The organism is Streptomyces cirratus (assembly GCF_014650775.1).
GTDB classification, from domain to species: domain Bacteria; phylum Actinomycetota; class Actinomycetes; order Streptomycetales; family Streptomycetaceae; genus Streptomyces; species Streptomyces cirratus.
Map to the genome: position 1 here is coordinate 78,370 of NZ_BMVP01000009.1, position 14,958 is coordinate 93,327.

Sequence of the window (14,958 nt, forward strand, 5' to 3'; positions counted from 1 at the left end):
CAGGCCGCCATCACCTGCATGGCGAAGGCCGAAACCACGTGCACCGGCCGGGATCGATCTATCCGATCGATCCCGGCCGGTGCACGTGCATGGCTGGATGTAGTGCTGCGCCTTGCGTCAGGCCGATCAACGGTTCAGATGACCAGGTGATCGAACTCTCCGTCCTTGACGCCCAGCAGCAGCGCCACTATCTCGGCCGGCGTGTAGATGAGCGCCGGGCCGTCCGGGAAGCGCGAGTTGCGCATCGCGACGTCGCCGCCCGGCAGTTTGGCGAACTCGACACAGGAACCTTGCGAATTGCTGTGTCTGCTCTTCTGCCAGGTCAGCCCAAACAAGGAAGTGAGTTCTGCAGCTGCCATCCCGTTGTACGCGTGGTCCACAGGAAGCCCCCGATAGTGCAGATGTCAACTGCACCGGATCATAGCTCTGTTCACGGCCAGCTGCATGGGCAGATGCACGTGCACGGAGGGTGCCGTAGTGATCACTGGAACGCCGCACATGTCCCTCACACCGCTGCTGATCAGGCACGCAGCGCCTCGGAGAGCTCCTCCAGCGCCTCCAGCACCTGCTGGGCCGCCGCCCGCAGCACCCCGGACTCCTCGGCTTCCCAGCCCGGATCTGCCAGAACCGCCGGCACCTCCCGCCACTGCGGGACACGGCGCTCCCGCACCGCCTTCGCACCGGCCTCCGTGTCCGCCCGCACCGCCGCCGCCAGCGCCGCCGCGCCCGGGACCGGGGCGTGGGCGCGGTCCGGGATGTGCGCCTCCAGCAGCATGACGGCCCGGCCCAGGGCGGCCAGGGCGCCGGCCGCGCCGTCGGCCGCCGCCCGGGACAGGCCGCGGTGGCGCACCGGTTCCCCCTCGGCCCGGTCGAGCGCCTCCTGCCAGGCGATCCGGGCGTCCCGGGTGGCCAGCAGCGCCTGCCTGACGTCGTCGGGGCGGGCGCCGGCCGGATCGGCGTACCGGGTGAGCACGGCATGCGCGTACCGCCCGGCGGCCGCCAGCCAGTCGGCGAGACGGCCACGCAGCCGCGGCGTCTCCCAGGCCGGGTAGAGGGCGTACCCCGCCATCGCCAGGAGACCCCCGACCAGGGTGAGGGAGACCCGGTCGGGCACGGTCTGGTCCCAGCGCAGGCCGCCCATGCCGAGCAGGAACACCACGTAGGCGGAGAGACAGGCCTGCCCGACGGCGTAACCGGTGTGCATCAGCGTGTACATCACGCCCGCGCTGAGGACGGCCAGGAGCCCCGAGAGGTACATCCCGGGATGGGCGAGCTGCACTACGGCGGTGGCCACGGACACCCCGACGAGGGTTCCGCCGAAGCGGGCCACCGCCCGGGACCAGGTCTGGGTGAAGTCGGGCCGCATCACCATGACGGAGGCCATCGGCGCCCAGTAGCCGTGCCCGAACGGCAGCGCCCGGCCGACGACGTACCCCGCGCAGGCGACGGCAGTGACCCGCAGGGCGTGCCGCAGCACCGGTGACCCGGGCCGCAGCTCGGCCCGTACGGCCTTCACCACCAGCGGCACCAGGGCGGGCAGCGTGGGCCGCAGCATCGCGGAGCCGGGATCCGCGGTCCGCCCGGAGCCCGGCTCGGCGGTCTCCAGTACCTCGTCCAGCAGCGCCGCCAGCCGGCGCGCGGCCCGCAGCGGGGCGCCCTGGAGGAGGTCGCCCTGGTCGGGGGCTTTCAGCACCGCGAGGGACGGCGCCGGGATCCGGACCGGTTCCCCGCGGCGGATGGCCCGCGCGGCGGCGTCCAGGACCTCCGCGGCGGCGGCGAGCAGCTCGCGGACCCGGTCCCGCCCCGGGCCGCCGGCGGGGGCCCCGACCGCCGGGTCGGCCAGCGAGGCGAGCACCGGGCGGATCCGCTCCGCGAGCCCGCGCGCACCGTGCAGCTCGGCGGGGCGCCGCCGGGCCTGGCGGGCGGTGACCGCGGCGGCGTCCCGTGCCTTCATCAGGGGCTGCGGGTCGAAGGGGGCCAGGGGGTCGTGGCGCAGCCGGCGGGCGTAGTCGGCCTCGGCGGCGAGCGCGTCGGCCAGGGCGTCTCGCTGGGCGCCCCAGCGGCGGACCGGGAACAGGACGATGAGCAGCGCCTGCACCATCCCGCCGGCGGCGATCACCGCGGCGTGCCCGGCGGCCTGTGCGACGGAGGTCGGCAGGGTGACGGTCACCAGCATGATCGCGACGTTGCCGGAGGCGATGATCCCGGCGGTGGGGCCGGCCGCCCAGAGCAGGCCCGCGAGGAAGGTCCAGGCGGCGAGCAGGGCCAGGAAGGCCAGGGTGTCGCGGGAGCCGACCAGGTAGCCGACGAAGGTGGACACGGCCAGTGTCAGCCCGGAGACGAGGGCCAGCGCGGGACGGGGGCGCCAGCTCCGCTGGAAGCTGGCGGTGGCGGCGGTGAAGGCCCCGAACGCGGAACTGGCGGCGGCCCCCGGCCCGAGGAGGGCCAGCCCGAAGCCGATGACGATCGCCAGCCCAAGGGCGGCCCGCAAGGCGATGAGCGGCTCCAACCGCGCCCGCTCCACCTTCATCCCGCCGCGGGCACTGTCCTTCAACGCCCGCAGCCAACTCATGGGAGCGAGCGTAACGGGACGGGCGCAGCCCGTTGCGGAGCCCGCGTTCGACGCCGCGCGCCGGGAGCGTCGGCCTGCGTTGCACGGCACGCGCCACGAACGCCGGCCCGCATCGGGGGACGGGCACGCGCCACTGACACCGGCGCACGTCGCGACCGGCGCGGCCGGAGCGTCAGCCGGGCAGGGGGTGACGGCGGCCGGCCATGTGAGCGCGGTCGGCGGCGGCCGTTCCGTCCTCCCAGCCCGCGTGGTCGGTGGCGCCGCGCAGGCGGGTGGTCGTCGTGCGGGGGAACATCTCCTCCGCCCGGGAGGTGACGGCGACGTCCCGGGCCACCAGCGCGGGCAGATGCGCCGGGGTCTCGGACGCCGCGTGCTCCGCGGTCTCGGCCAGGCGGTGCCCGAGCCGGCTGGCGTAGGCGAGCAGGAACGACTGCCGGAAGGTCTTCGTACGCTTGCGCCCGCCCGAGCGCTGCGCCGCCTCCGCGCGGGTCATCGCCGCCGTGCCCTGCACGAGCAGCGAGGTGTACAGCAGCTCCACCGCCTCCAGGTCGCTCTCGAAGCCGACCACCGTCGAGAAGAAGAAGCCGCTGTTCCACACCGCCCGGCACCGGTTGGCGGTGGCCACCGCGTCGAGCAGCACCGCCTTCGCCTCCTCGTACGGCGGCTCGACGCCGATCCGGCAGGCGCCGGGCGTCCGGGCCGGTCCCCCGCCCCCGGCCGTGAGCAGGGCCTCGTCCACGGTGTGCCGGGCCATCAGCTCCTGCGCCTTCGCGCTCAGCGCCTCCGCCTCCTCCGGGTACGTGGTCGCCTCGGCCTTGGCGAGCAGCGCGCGGATCCGCCCGAGCATCCGCGGCTCGATGTGGGCGTGTTCGCCGAGATCGGCCGGGTCGCCCGGGAGCGGCCCGACCGGTTCGATCGACGGCAGCCGGATCAGCAGCCGGAACACCTCCAGTACCGCCGTCGCCAGCGTGAACCGGTCCGCCTTCTCGCGCTGTGCCAGCTGGTCCCCGTAACGGCCGTCCTGCTTCCACCACACCTCGGCGTCCGTCCACCGCTCCGGCAGCCGTGCGTAGCCCCGCGCCTCGGCCGCGATGAGGTCGGCGGTGATCCGCGCGTGCCGCTCGTCCAGGTCCCGGCGGACCAGCCGCAGCACGTCGGCCGGCCGCCAGCCGCGCTCCCAGGCCTGCCGCACGTACGTCTCCCCGCGCGCCACCAGCTCCGCCGCGGCCCCGCTCCACCGGGCGGGATCGGCGGCGAGCAACGAGGCGCCGGTGTCCAGCGCGGCGTCGTCCTGGGCGTAGAGAGCGGCTTCGCAGGCACGGTCGACGATGTCTTTCACCCCCTCAGCGTGGCATGTCCCCCAGCGCCCCCCTCCCCAGCCCTCCACCCCGAGCCCACCCGGCCCCATTCCACCCCCACCGGCGCACCTCCCAACCCCACCGGCGCACCTTCCAGCCCCGCCGGCACACCTCCCAACCCCACCGGCGCACCTTCCAGCCCCGCCGGCACACCTCCCAACCCCGCCGGCGCACCTTCCAGCCCCGCCGGCGTTTGAGGCGCGGGGTCTGGGGCGGAGCCCCAGGAAGCCCGGCGCAGCCGGGGCCGCCCCGCGCAACGGCGCCGCACCCGACAACCCCACATCACCGGGCACCGCGCACCGCGCCACCCTCCAGCCCCGCCGGCGTTTGAGGCGCGGGGCCTGGGGCGGAGCCCCAGGAAGCCCGGCGCAGCCGGGGCCGCCCCGCGCCACGGCGCCGCACCCGACAACCCGCACCAACCGCCCGCACCGCCCCCTGTCACCCCCCGGTGGGACACTCGCCCCATGAACCCGCACGCCCCCCGGTGGGCCCTCGCCGAAGACGGCGACGGCTGGTGGCATGCCGGCCCCCTGACCCCCACCGGAGCGGCGCCGCTGCGCGTGCGGGAGCCTGCCGAGGCGGTGCGCGCCGCCCCCGACGGCACCCGCTGGGTCTGGCAGTCGACCGCCGCCGTGTACCCCCGCCTCCTCGCCGCCGGAGTGCGGGTCGAGCGGTGCTACGACGTCGAGGACGCCGAACTCCTCCTCCTGCGTCACGAGGGCCGGTTCGGCGAACCCCGCTCGGCCGCGGCCGCCTGGGCCCGGCTGAGCGGGCTCCCGGTCCCGCCCGACCCGCCGGCGCGCGCCGCCGACCCCGGCATGCAGGACTCCCTCTTCGATCCGCGTCCCTCCCCCGTGCCGCTGGACGCCCTCATCGCCATCCACACCGACCAGGCGCAACGGCACGACGCCACCGCCCACCCCGACCGCACCCGTCTGCTCACCGCCGCCGAGTCCGCCGCGTTCCTCGTCGCCGCCGAGATGCACCGGGCCGGGCTGCCCTGGCGGGCCGACGTACACCGGGCCCTGCTCACCGAGCTGCTCGGCGAACGCTACGCGGGCGGCGGCGCGCCCCGCCGCCTCGCGGAGCTCGCCGACCGGATCTCCACCGCGTTCGGCCGGCGCGTGCACCCCGAGCTGCCCGCCGATGTCGTCAAGGCCTTCGCCGAGGCCGGCATCAAGCTCAAGTCCACCCGGCGCTGGGAGATCCAGGGTCTCGACCACCCTGCCGTGGCCCCGCTCATCGAGTTCAAGAAGCTGTACCGGATCTACACCGCCCACGGCTGGTCCTGGCTCGGCGACTGGGTCCATGACGGCCGCTTCCGGCCCGAGTTCATCCCCGGCGGCACCCTGACGGGCCGCTGGGTGACCAACGGCGGAGGCGCCCTGCAGATCCCCAAGGTGATCCGCCGGGCCGTCGTCGCCGACCCCGGCTGGCGCCTCGTCGTCGCCGACGCAGACCAGATGGAACCCCGGGTGCTCGCCGCGATCTCCCGTGACCCGGCCTTCATGGAGGTGGCCGGCCGCCCGGAGGACCTTTACACCTCCATCTCCCGCCACGGCTTCTCCGGCGACCGGGACAAGGCCAAACTGGCCGTGCTCGGCGCGGTCTACGGACAGACCTCCGGGGACGGCCTCAAGAACCTGGCCGCGCTGCGCCGCCGGTTCCCCCGGGCCGTGGCCTACGTGGACGACGCCGCCAAGGCGGGCGAGGAAGGCCGACTGGTGCGTACCTGGCTCGGCCGGACCTGCCCGCCGCCCGCCGGCTCCGCCGAAGAGGACGGCGAGGCCGGGATCCCGCAGGACCGGGAGGACGGCGGCTGGGCACCGGGCTACGCCTCGACCGACACCCGCGCCCGCGGCCGCTTCACCCGCAACTTCGTCGTGCAGGGCAGCGCCGCCGACTGGGCGCTACTGATGCTCGCCGCCCTGCGGCAGGCCATCGCCGCCGCCGGGCTCCGCGCCGAGCTGGTCTTCTTCCAGCACGACGAGGTGATCGTGCACTGCCCGGCCGAGGAGGCCGAGGCCGTCGTGGAGGCCATCCGCGCCGCCGGCGACCGGGCCGGCCGGATCACCTTCGGCGACACCCCGGTCCGGTTCCCGTTCAGCACGGCCGTCGTGGAGTGCTACGCCGACGCGAAGTGATGCCCGCTACAAGGCCGTTCGGATGTTTCACGTGAAACAGGCCTCGTTGCACGGCCGTTCGACTCCGCCCGCGGCACCTCTCAGCCGAGGTCGCGGAAGTAGATGTGATACCCCTCCCGCACGAATCCCTCCGACTCGTACAGGTTCTGCGCGACCTGGTTGTCGTAGGCCGTCTCCAGCTGGACGCCTGCGACTCCCGCCTCCGCCGCACGGCGCAGGACCTCGCGCAGCAGGGCCCGCCCGGCGCCGGTGCGCCGACCGGAGGGCGCGACGTAGAGGTCGCTGAGGATCCACATGGGCCGCAGCAGGAGTGAGGCGAAGGTCCGGTAGACCTGCGCGAAACCGACGGTTCCAAGACCGGGGACGTCGGCCAGCAGAACGAGCGACTCGTCGCCCCGGATGCGTTCGGCGAGGAATGCGCCCGGGGCACCGGGGTCCTCGACCTTCACCTCGTAGAAGTCGAGGTACCCGCGGAACAGCTCGGCTGCCACCTCGACGTCCGTCTCCGCAGCCACCCTCAGCCGCACTTCCTGCTGACCTGCCGTCTGATCGTCCATGCCGGCCATTGTGCGGCAGGGGTCAGTGGCCGGTCACCGGCTGGGCGGGCAGGTCGAAGACGTGCTTCGGAGTCACCGTCTTGGTGATCGCCTGCCCGAACAGGGTGCTGGGCTCCGAGCCCTGGTAGGTGATGTCCGTGTTGAGCAGCACCACCAAGGTGGCCTGCGGACCGGGCAGGTAGACGGTCAGGGACTGGTATCCGGGCAGGGAGCCGTTGTGCCCGATCCAGCCTTCGACGTTGAAGATGCCGAGTCCGTAGCCGGAGTCCGGGATGTTGTCCGCGTCCAGGACCTTCAACCGCTGGGCCTGGGTCGCCGGCGTCAGCAGGGTGCCGGTGGCCAGCACCTTGGCCCATGTCCGCAGGTCGTCGCGGTCGGAGATCATCGCTCCGGCGGCCCAGCCCCAGGAAGGGTTCCAGTCCGCCGCGTCCTGCGTCTTGCCGGAGGCCGTCTGGTTCGTGTAGCCCTGGGCGTGCGGCTTCGGGAACTCCGCGCCGGTGGGGAAGAGCGTGTGGTGCAGCCCGGCGGGTTCGATCACGTTGTGCTGGATGTAGTCGGCCAGCTTGTCCCCGCTGGCCTTCTCCACCACCAGTCCGAGCAGGATCAGGTTGGTGTTGCAGTAGTAGAACTTGGCTCCCGGCGCGAACATCACGGGGTGTTTGAAGGAGTACGCCAGCAGTTCCCGCGGAGTGAACGGTCGTCGCGGGTTGCTGGTCAGGGCCTTGAAGAACCCCGGGTCCTCGGAGTAGTTGAAGAGGCCGCTGCGCATCTCGGCGAGCTGGCGCAAGGTGATCCGGTCTCCGTTGGGAACGCCGGACACGTACTTGCCGATGGGGTCGTCGAGCCCGACCTTGCCCGCGTCGACCAGTTCGAGCAGGGCGGTGACCGTGAACGTCTTGGTCTCGCTGCCGATCCGCATGTTCAGATTCGGTGTCATCGGCGCACCGGTGGCTTTGTCGGCCACGCCGAAGGAGCGTTCGTAGGTGCCCTTGCCGGGTGCCGAGAGGGAGACGATCACCCCGGGGACATGGGCGTCCTTCATCACCTTCCGGATGGCTGCGTCCAGTTGCCGCGCGACCGCTGGAGTCAGCGGCGCGAACTCGTCGGAGGCCGGAGGCGAAGGCTGCTCCGCAGTGGCCGACGGCTGCACCGCGGTACGCGTCACGGACGCCGGGGTGGCGGACATGTCCCAGGCGTAGCCGGCGCTCACGCCGAGCGGCACCACCACGAGCCCCACCGCGGCCGTTCCGACCGCCGCGCCGCGCCACCGTTTCGTCATGCCAGGCCTCCTACCACGAGACCCCCGAGCACCACCAACCCAACCTAGCCCGACCCCCTCCACGCGGCGACCGGAACCAGCCACCCGGCCCTGCGACGGCCGCCCCGGAGCCCGCGGAGAAGTCCAGTCGCACGCCCGGCCGGCAAGGCTCAACAGGCATGCTCCGGGGCGGGTTCACAGAAAGTCCGGCCGGCTCGCCGCCGGGGCCGCAGCCAGCAACGACTACGTGCGGTGACCCCCGATCCCACCAATTGGATCTTCCTTTTCGGGTACACCGCTCGGATGTTAGCTTGCCCACGCCATCACACGGAGAGCGTCGCCCGGGACCGGGCGACCGCGATGCTCCGTGGCCGGAAGGAGACACCAGTGGGTCATCAGGCGGCTGCTCAGCAGCTCCGTGCAGCCACACCCGAGGTCATCGAGGCGTACCGGGCGGCACTGGGAAGACTCGGCAGCCCACTGGTGTCCCGCGAGGACATCTGGCGGCAGTGCCGCCACCAGGCGCAGAACATCGTGGCCGAATGCGCGCAGACGCTTGAGGGCGGCGAGCACGCGGAGTCCCCCGGCGTACGGGAGTACTCCCGGCTCCTCGGGGCCCACCGCGTCGTCCAGCAGGTTCCGGTCTCCGAGTCGGTGCGCGCGGCGGAGGTGCTCTGGCAGGCGATGCAGGTCGCGGTCGCGGGGGCCGTCGAGCTGGTGCCGGCGGAGCAGCGGCACGCGGCGACGCAGACCGTGAGCACCGCGTTCCGGGCCGCTGCCGGGAGCCGCCTGTACCAGGGGATCCGGGGGTACGAGGAGGCCCAGCGTCCGGCCGCGGCCGAAGTGCCGGAGCCGGATCCGGGGTCGACGGTGGACGCCCCGGACGCCCAAGCCCTCGACCTGCTGACCCTGCGGGAGCGGCAGATCCTGGAGGCGGTGCGGGCGGGCCTGACGAACCGTCTGATCGGCCGCCGCTTCGAGATCAGCGAGGCGACCGTGAAGCGGCACCTCCACAACGCGTACCGCAAGCTCGGCGCCAGCTCCCGCGTCCAGGCCCTCAACAAGGCGTTCCCCGGCCACGGCTGACCCGGCCAGGCCTTCCCCGGCCACGGCGGACCCGGCCAGGCGTTCCCCGGCCACGGCTGACCCGGCCACGGCGGACCCGGACCCCACCGCCGCTCACCCCGCGGCGAAGGCGGCCAGTACGAGCAGGTTCGCGGCGTACTGCGTGACCATGAACGCCCGGTAGGCATCCCGCCGTTGCGTCCGGTCGGCGCTCTCCCGCCGGGCATCGCGCACCACCCGGGCGACGACCCACACCGCCCCGACCGCGACCGGCACCACCCCCACGAGCGCGAGCGGCGCCCACAAGGCAGCCGCCGCCGTCCCGGCCGCGCCGACCAGCACCGCACCCGCCACCGCCAACGCCCGGGCCGCCACCACGCCGTGGACGACCGCCACCGTACGCCGCCCCCCGGCCGCGTCCCCGCCGACGTCCCCCAGGTCCTTGACCACGGAGCCGACCAAGGCCATCCAGGCCGCCATCACGCAGCCGAACACCCCGCCCGTAGCGGTCCACCCGGTCCCGGCCGCCGCGACACCGGCCGCGTACGAGGTCGCGCCCAGGCCGAACACCACCACCGCGCACAGCACGCTCGACTGCTTGGCCCGCACCGGCGAGGCCGAGTACGCCCAGCCGAGCAATAGGAAGCCCACCACCCACCCGAGCACCCCGGACCCGGCCAGCCCTCCGAGCACCAGCGCGGTAACGGCCAGCAGGGTCGTGACCGCCGCCGCAGTGCGGACCGGCAGATCACCCCGCGCGATCGGCCGCCGGGAGCCGTTCGCCCGGTCCTCCCTGACGTCCGTCACGCCATTGAGCAGGTACGCGCAGGCCACGGCGCACCACCAGGCCGCCAAGCCGAGCACGGTCCGGCCCGTGACCTGCGGCAGCCCGGCCGCCGACACCGTCCCCACCACGAACCGCAGCAGGAAGACCAGCTGTACCGAAGGGCGTGCTTCCGCCCAGCACAACCGGGCCGCATTTGCCGCGGTATGCCATCGGAGACCCGGAATGCGAGCCGTCACGGGAACGCTCAGGTAGCCAGCTGAATTGATCACGGCCGCAGCCTAGGAATGACCTCCGGCGCATCGCCATACAACCATCGGCGTACGCGGTGTACACCCCCACTGAGCCCTTGGTGGCAATGCATTGAGATGCCCGGAATTCGTGGGGCACGATGAGGAACGCCGCGGTCCGGTGAAGTCGATCCGGACACCGCGGCGGGGACATGAATGGCGCCCCAACCGGAATCTTCGCCTCCGCGACTTTCCTCAAGTTCGCGCAACGGTCCGGAAAAGGAGCGCCGACCCTCTCACCCCCTCATTCGAAACGGCAGGGACCCCGTAGAAATGGATGTTCAGGTGGACAGGTCGCAACAGACCACGAAACTGACCTCCCAGACGCAAGTCCTCGAATGCGGGGAGGGATGGCACAGAGCCGTCTTCGAGGACGTCGCCGCGCGCCTCGCCGATCCGGACTTCCCGTGCGTCTTCTCCCGGAACGCGTTCCGGAAGGGGCTCCTGAGGTTCGTCTTCGTGGAGAGCGCCGGCAGGGACGGCATGCGGCACCTGGCCGGCGCGCTCACCGAGTACGTCGAACTGTCCCGGGGCTGGGACGGCCGACTGGACACCGCGTATCCGCTGGTCGTGATGTTCTCGGCACAGGCCGTGACCGCGCGCACCGTCGAGGAGTACCACTCCTTCGGCTGGCAGGTACTACAGGAACTGCATCACCTCGATGCCGCGCCGTGGCCGGAGGACGTGGGGCACGATCCGGATTCCGCATCGTGGTCCATGTGCTTCAACGGAATGCCGTTGTTCTGCAATATGAGCAGTCCCGCCCACCGCAACCGACGCAGCCGCAACCTCGGCGGGCATTTCGCCCTCGTCATCAACCCGCGGGAACGGTTCGACGTATTTGCGGGCGAGACCCCGAGCGGCCGGCAGGTCCGAGCGAACATACGCAAGCGAATACGCAGCTACGACGGAATGCGGCACTCACCGCAACTGGGCTCGTACGGTGTCGGCGCACTCGAATGGTTCCAGTACGGACTCATAGACGAGAACGCCGAACGAAGCGGCGCTTGCCCTTTCCAGCCCCAGACCGCAATCGAAACGGACAGGAATTCCTGAAAATGATCGATCTCATCGTCTCCCAGGGCCGGGTGGCCGACCGGGAACCCCGCATGATCGAGGGCGCCGCACGCATCGCGCGGGCCCTGGAGAGCCGCTACGGACTCACCGGCCGGTTCGTCGGCGAGCCCGCGCCGCCCGCAGACGACGACTGGACCGTCAGCCTCCCGCAGGCCGGCGAGACCCTGACCGGCCTGCGCCGGGCCGTGACGGACAGCATCGCGAACGGCAACCGGACCGTCATGATCTCCAACACCTGCTCGGCGAGCCTCGCCACCCTGCCGGTCGTGGCCCGGGAACACCCGGACGCCGTGGTGCTCTACATCGACGGCCACGGCGACTTCAACACACCGGAGACGACCGGCACCGGATACCTGGGCGGCATGGTCCTCGCCGGCGCGTGCGGGCTCTGGGACAGCGGCCACGGCGCGGGTCTGCACCCCGCGAAGGCGGTTCTGGTCGGGGCACGCGACATCGACGAAGCCGAGGGCGAGCTGATCGCGGAGCACGGCGTGCGGGTCATCCCCCCGGCGCAGACCACGGCCGAGACCATCCTGGACGCGATCGGCGACTCCCCGGTATGGGTGCACATCGACTGGGACGTACTCGAACCGGGACACGTGCCGGCCGACTACACGGTGCCCGACGGCCTGCTCCCCGAGCAGATCCGGGCCATCTTCGACGCGATCCCGCCGCAGCAGCTCCGCGGGGTCGAACTCGCCGAGTTCAACGCCCCGCTGGACGACGAGCTCAGCGACCAGGCGGTCGAGACGATCCTCGCGATGGTCGCTCCCGCCTTCGAGAACGTCCCGGCCTGACCGGCCCCCGGCCCGAGAACACCCACCGTCAGCACCGCTGGCCCCGCCCGCCCAAGGAGAACCCCCGATGCCCCTCCACGACAGCATCCTCGACACCATCGGCCGCACCCCCATCGTCAGGCTGAACCGCATGTCCCCCGCTCACGCCACGGTGTACGTGAAGGTGGAGTCGTTCAACCCCGGCGGCTCGGTGAAGGACCGCCTGGCGCTCTCCGTCGTCCTCGACGCCGAGGCGAAGGGGCTGCTCAAGCCCGGCGACACCATCGTCGAATGCACCTCCGGGAACGTCGGGATCGCCCTCGCGATGGTGGCCGCGGCCCGCGGCTACCGGTTCGTCGCGGTCATGGGTGACACGTACTCGGCGGAGCGGCGCAAGTTGATCCGGGCCTACGGCGGCAAGGTGCTCCTCTTCCCCGGCCACCTGGGCAGCAGCGGCGGCAACCAGATCGCGGACGAACTCGCCGACAAGCACGGCTGGTTCCGCGCCAACCAGTTCGACAACCCGGCGAACCCGGCGTACCACCGCGAGACCACCGCCTCGGAGATCCTCGCCGACTTCGCGGGCAAGCGCCTCGACTACTTCGTCACCGGCTTCGGCACCAGCGGCACCCTCACCGGCGTCGGGCAGATGCTGAAGGCGGCCCGCCCGCAGGTGCGGATCGTCGCCGCCGAGCCGGACAACGCCGCCGTGCTCGCCGGCCAGGAATGGAACGTCCACCGGATCCAGGGCTGGGCACCGAACTTCGTACCCGGCGTGCTCGACGCGAGCGTCATCGACGAACTGGTGACCGTCGACGAGGTGGAAGGGCGCGACACCGCGCGCAGGCTCGCAGCCGATGAAGGCATCTTCACCGGTATCTCGGCCGGCGCCACCCTGGCGACGGCGCTGCGCGTCGCCGAGACCGCGCCCGCGGGTTCGGTGCTCCTCGCCATGCTCCCCGACACCGGTGAGCGCTACCTCTCCACGTTCCTCATGGAAGGGATGCCCGAGGGCTCGGACGACGACTGGCTCGCCTTGCTGGAGAGCGGTGACGGCGGGGCCTGACCCCGGCGGCCGGCTCCCCCGCTCGCGGCACACCATCACCTGGCAGGAACCAGACACATGAGGGAATTCATCCCCCCCGCGGCCCGTTTCGTCGACCTCCCCGCGGCATTCGCCATGCGTCGGGGCGGCACGCTGACCGGCGCGCGCATCGCGTACGAGACCGTCGGACGGCTGTCGCCGGAGCGCGACAACGCGGTCCTGATCCTCACCGGTCTCTCGCCCGACGCCCACGCCGCCTCCCACCCGGCGGACACCGGCCCCGGCTGGTGGGAGGCGATGGTCGGGCCCGGAAAGCCCGTCGACACCGATCGCTGGTACGTGATCTGCCTCAACTCCCTGGGCAGTTGCAAGGGATCCACCGGACCCGCCTCCGTCGATCCCGGCACGGGCCGGCCCTACGGTCCCGGCTTCCCCGAACTGTCGATGGAGGACATCGCCGACGCCGCGGCCCACACGGTGCGCGCCCTGGGCGTCGACAGGCTCGCATGCGTGATCGGTACGTCCATGGGCGGCATGAGCGCCCTTTCCCTGCTGGCCCGCCACCCCGGCCTGGCCCGCGGCCACATCAACATCTGCGGCGCGGCGCGCGCGCTGCCGTTCTCCATAGCGATCCGCTCGCTCCAGCGCGAGGCGATCCGGTGCGACCCCCAGTGGAACCAGGGCCGGTACGACGAGGGGAACTATCCGCAGCGTGGCATGTTCACCGCGCGCAAGCTGGGGATGCTGACGTACCGGTCGGCCCGGGAATGGGACATCCGGTTCGGCCGTGCGCGCATCGCGCCGGAGGAACGAGAGGAACAAGAGGACCGCGCGGACCGGGCGGGCCGGGCGGGCCGGGCGGGCCGGGCGGACCTTGAGCCTTTCGGCCGTGAATTCCAGGTGGAGGAGTACCTGGAGCGACACGCGCGCCGTTTCGCGCACCGTTTCGACCCCAACAGCTACCTCTGCCTCAGCCGCTGCATGGACCGGTTCGACCTCGGCGAGTCCTGCGGCACCACCACCGACGAGGCCCTCTCCCGTGTCCCTCTCGAAAGAGCTCTGGTCATCGGCGTCGAAACCGACATCCTGTTCCCGCTCCACCAGCAGCAACAGATCGCCGACGGCCTCTGCGCCGGGGGAACGGCCGTCGAATTCGTGGCGATGGATTCGCCCGAAGGCCATGACGCCTTCCTCATCGACACCGTCCGTTTCGGCGCACCCGTGGCGAAATTCCTCACCCTGCTCTAGCCCGCCGTCCCCATTTCTGGAGAACCGCATGCACGACCCCCAGCCCAGGATCGCCCTCGTCACCGGCGCCAACCGGGGCATCGGCCTCGAGACCGCCCGTCAGCTCGCCGGCGCCGGCGTGCGCGTGCTGCTGGCGGGCCGCGACCGCCGAGCGGTCACCGGATCCGCCGAAAAGCTGCGCGCCGAAGGCCTCGCCGCCGACCCCCTGGTACTCGACGTCACGGACCCGGACAGCATCCGGGCCGCCGCCTCGGAGGTCGCGGGCAGCCACGGCCGCCTCGACATCCTGGTCAACAATGCGGGCATCCGGATCGAGGAGTACGGGAAACAGCCGTCCGAGCAACCGCTGCGCCAGTGGCGCGAGACCTTCGACACCAACCTGTTCGGCGTCGTCGAAGTGACCACGGCCTTCCTCCCGCTGCTCGGCAGGTCCCCGGCCGGACGCATCGTCAACGTGTCCAGCCTGCTCGGCTCGCTGACCACGCACAGCGACCCGCAGTCGTACGCGTACAGCCCCATGTTCAAATCGCTCCCCGCCTACAGCGCCTCCAAGAGCGCGGTCAATTCCTGGACCGTCCACCTCGCCTATGAACTGCGCGGAACACCGATCAAGGTGAATGCCGTGCACCCGGGCTACACCCGGACCGCGATGAACGACGGCGCGGGCGATCTCGACGTCACGGACGGAGCCAGGACGAGCGTCACGATGGCGCTCCTCGGCGATGACGGCCCCACCGGCACCTACACGCACAGCGGAGAAACCGTCCCCTGGTAGCCGCCAGTC

The 14,958-nt window shown here is 72.2% G+C and carries 13 protein-coding genes; 7 read left to right on the forward strand and 6 right to left on the reverse strand.

The annotated features are described in order from the left end of the window. Positions 1–134: 134 nt before the first annotated feature. The 3 genes from IE207_RS21935 to IE207_RS21945 form a co-directional block, all read right to left on the reverse strand. A complete protein-coding gene (locus tag IE207_RS21935) occupies positions 135–380 on the reverse strand; it encodes a DUF397 domain-containing protein (RefSeq protein ID WP_190185982.1) in 246 nt (81 codons plus the stop codon). Between the two features lie 140 nt (positions 381–520). Continuing rightward, a complete protein-coding gene (locus IE207_RS21940; RefSeq protein WP_190185983.1) occupies positions 521–2,572 on the reverse strand; it encodes an FUSC family protein in 2,052 nt (683 codons plus the stop codon). A gap of 172 nt (positions 2,573–2,744) precedes the next feature. Further along, complete coding sequence (locus IE207_RS21945) at positions 2,745–3,911, reverse strand: DUF2786 domain-containing protein (RefSeq protein ID WP_229873885.1); 1,167 nt, start codon at positions 3,909–3,911, stop codon at positions 2,745–2,747. 483 nt (positions 3,912–4,394) lie between these two features. Between IE207_RS21945 and IE207_RS21950 the strand changes: the two genes are divergently transcribed. Then, the gene (locus IE207_RS21950; protein ID WP_190185985.1) at positions 4,395–6,074 is read left to right on the forward strand and encodes a bifunctional 3'-5' exonuclease/DNA polymerase; all 1,680 of its coding nucleotides are present in this window, start codon (positions 4,395–4,397) and stop codon (positions 6,072–6,074) included. 80 nt (positions 6,075–6,154) lie between these two features. On the opposite strand, the gene IE207_RS21955 is transcribed toward IE207_RS21950, so the two are convergent. Together IE207_RS21955 and IE207_RS21960 are read right to left on the reverse strand one after the other, a co-directional pair. Then, positions 6,155–6,631: a GNAT family N-acetyltransferase gene (locus IE207_RS21955; protein WP_190185986.1), complete on the reverse strand. Its 477-nt coding sequence runs from the start codon at positions 6,629–6,631 to the stop codon at positions 6,155–6,157. Between the two features lie 22 nt (positions 6,632–6,653). Continuing rightward, a complete protein-coding gene (locus IE207_RS21960; RefSeq protein ID WP_190185987.1) occupies positions 6,654–7,910 on the reverse strand; it encodes a serine hydrolase domain-containing protein in 1,257 nt (418 codons plus the stop codon). A gap of 366 nt (positions 7,911–8,276) precedes the next feature. Here IE207_RS21960 and IE207_RS21965 point away from each other — a divergent pair, with 366 nt between their 5' ends. After that, complete coding sequence (locus IE207_RS21965) at positions 8,277–8,975, forward strand: helix-turn-helix transcriptional regulator (RefSeq protein WP_190185988.1); 699 nt, start codon at positions 8,277–8,279, stop codon at positions 8,973–8,975. A 93-nt stretch (positions 8,976–9,068) separates the two neighbouring features. On the opposite strand, the gene IE207_RS21970 is transcribed toward IE207_RS21965, so the two are convergent. Continuing rightward, a complete protein-coding gene (locus IE207_RS21970) occupies positions 9,069–10,010 on the reverse strand; it encodes a UbiA family prenyltransferase (protein ID WP_190185989.1) in 942 nt (313 codons plus the stop codon). Between the two features lie 291 nt (positions 10,011–10,301). Here IE207_RS21970 and IE207_RS21975 point away from each other — a divergent pair, with 291 nt between their 5' ends. From IE207_RS21975 to IE207_RS21995, 5 genes are all read left to right on the forward strand, one after another. Continuing rightward, positions 10,302–11,084: a YqcI/YcgG family protein gene (locus IE207_RS21975; protein ID WP_190185990.1), complete on the forward strand. Its 783-nt coding sequence runs from the start codon at positions 10,302–10,304 to the stop codon at positions 11,082–11,084. A gap of 2 nt (positions 11,085–11,086) precedes the next feature. Next, on the forward strand, positions 11,087–11,902 hold the full coding sequence (locus IE207_RS21980) for an arginase family protein (RefSeq protein WP_190185991.1): 816 nt from the start codon (positions 11,087–11,089) through the stop codon (positions 11,900–11,902). 67 nt (positions 11,903–11,969) lie between these two features. Next, positions 11,970–12,947: a cysteine synthase A gene (gene cysK / locus IE207_RS21985; RefSeq protein ID WP_190185992.1), complete on the forward strand. Its 978-nt coding sequence runs from the start codon at positions 11,970–11,972 to the stop codon at positions 12,945–12,947. A 57-nt stretch (positions 12,948–13,004) separates the two neighbouring features. Next, positions 13,005–14,174: a homoserine O-acetyltransferase MetX gene (gene metX / locus IE207_RS21990; RefSeq protein ID WP_190185993.1), complete on the forward strand. Its 1,170-nt coding sequence runs from the start codon at positions 13,005–13,007 to the stop codon at positions 14,172–14,174. Between the two features lie 28 nt (positions 14,175–14,202). Then, entirely contained in the window at positions 14,203–14,949 is a 747-nt protein-coding gene (locus tag IE207_RS21995) for an SDR family oxidoreductase (RefSeq protein ID WP_190185994.1), read from the forward strand. The last annotated feature ends 9 nt before the right edge of the window (positions 14,950–14,958 follow it).

Coding starts and splice junctions, on each gene's coding strand:
- IE207_RS21955 (WP_190185986.1), bottom strand. CDS start 6,631: ATGGACGATCAGACGGCAGGTCAGCAGGAAGTGCGGCTGAGGGTGGCT.
- IE207_RS21980 (WP_190185991.1), top strand. CDS start 11,087: ATGATCGATCTCATCGTCTCCCAGGGCCGGGTGGCCGACCGGGAACCC.
- IE207_RS21960 (WP_190185987.1), bottom strand. CDS start 7,910: ATGACGAAACGGTGGCGCGGCGCGGCGGTCGGAACGGCCGCGGTGGGG.
- IE207_RS21950 (WP_190185985.1), top strand. CDS start 4,395: ATGAACCCGCACGCCCCCCGGTGGGCCCTCGCCGAAGACGGCGACGGC.
- IE207_RS21940 (WP_190185983.1), bottom strand. CDS start 2,572: ATGAGTTGGCTGCGGGCGTTGAAGGACAGTGCCCGCGGCGGGATGAAG.
- metX (WP_190185993.1), top strand. CDS start 13,005: ATGAGGGAATTCATCCCCCCCGCGGCCCGTTTCGTCGACCTCCCCGCG.
- IE207_RS21975 (WP_190185990.1), top strand. CDS start 10,302: ATGGATGTTCAGGTGGACAGGTCGCAACAGACCACGAAACTGACCTCC.
- IE207_RS21995 (WP_190185994.1), top strand. CDS start 14,203: ATGCACGACCCCCAGCCCAGGATCGCCCTCGTCACCGGCGCCAACCGG.
- cysK (WP_190185992.1), top strand. CDS start 11,970: ATGCCCCTCCACGACAGCATCCTCGACACCATCGGCCGCACCCCCATC.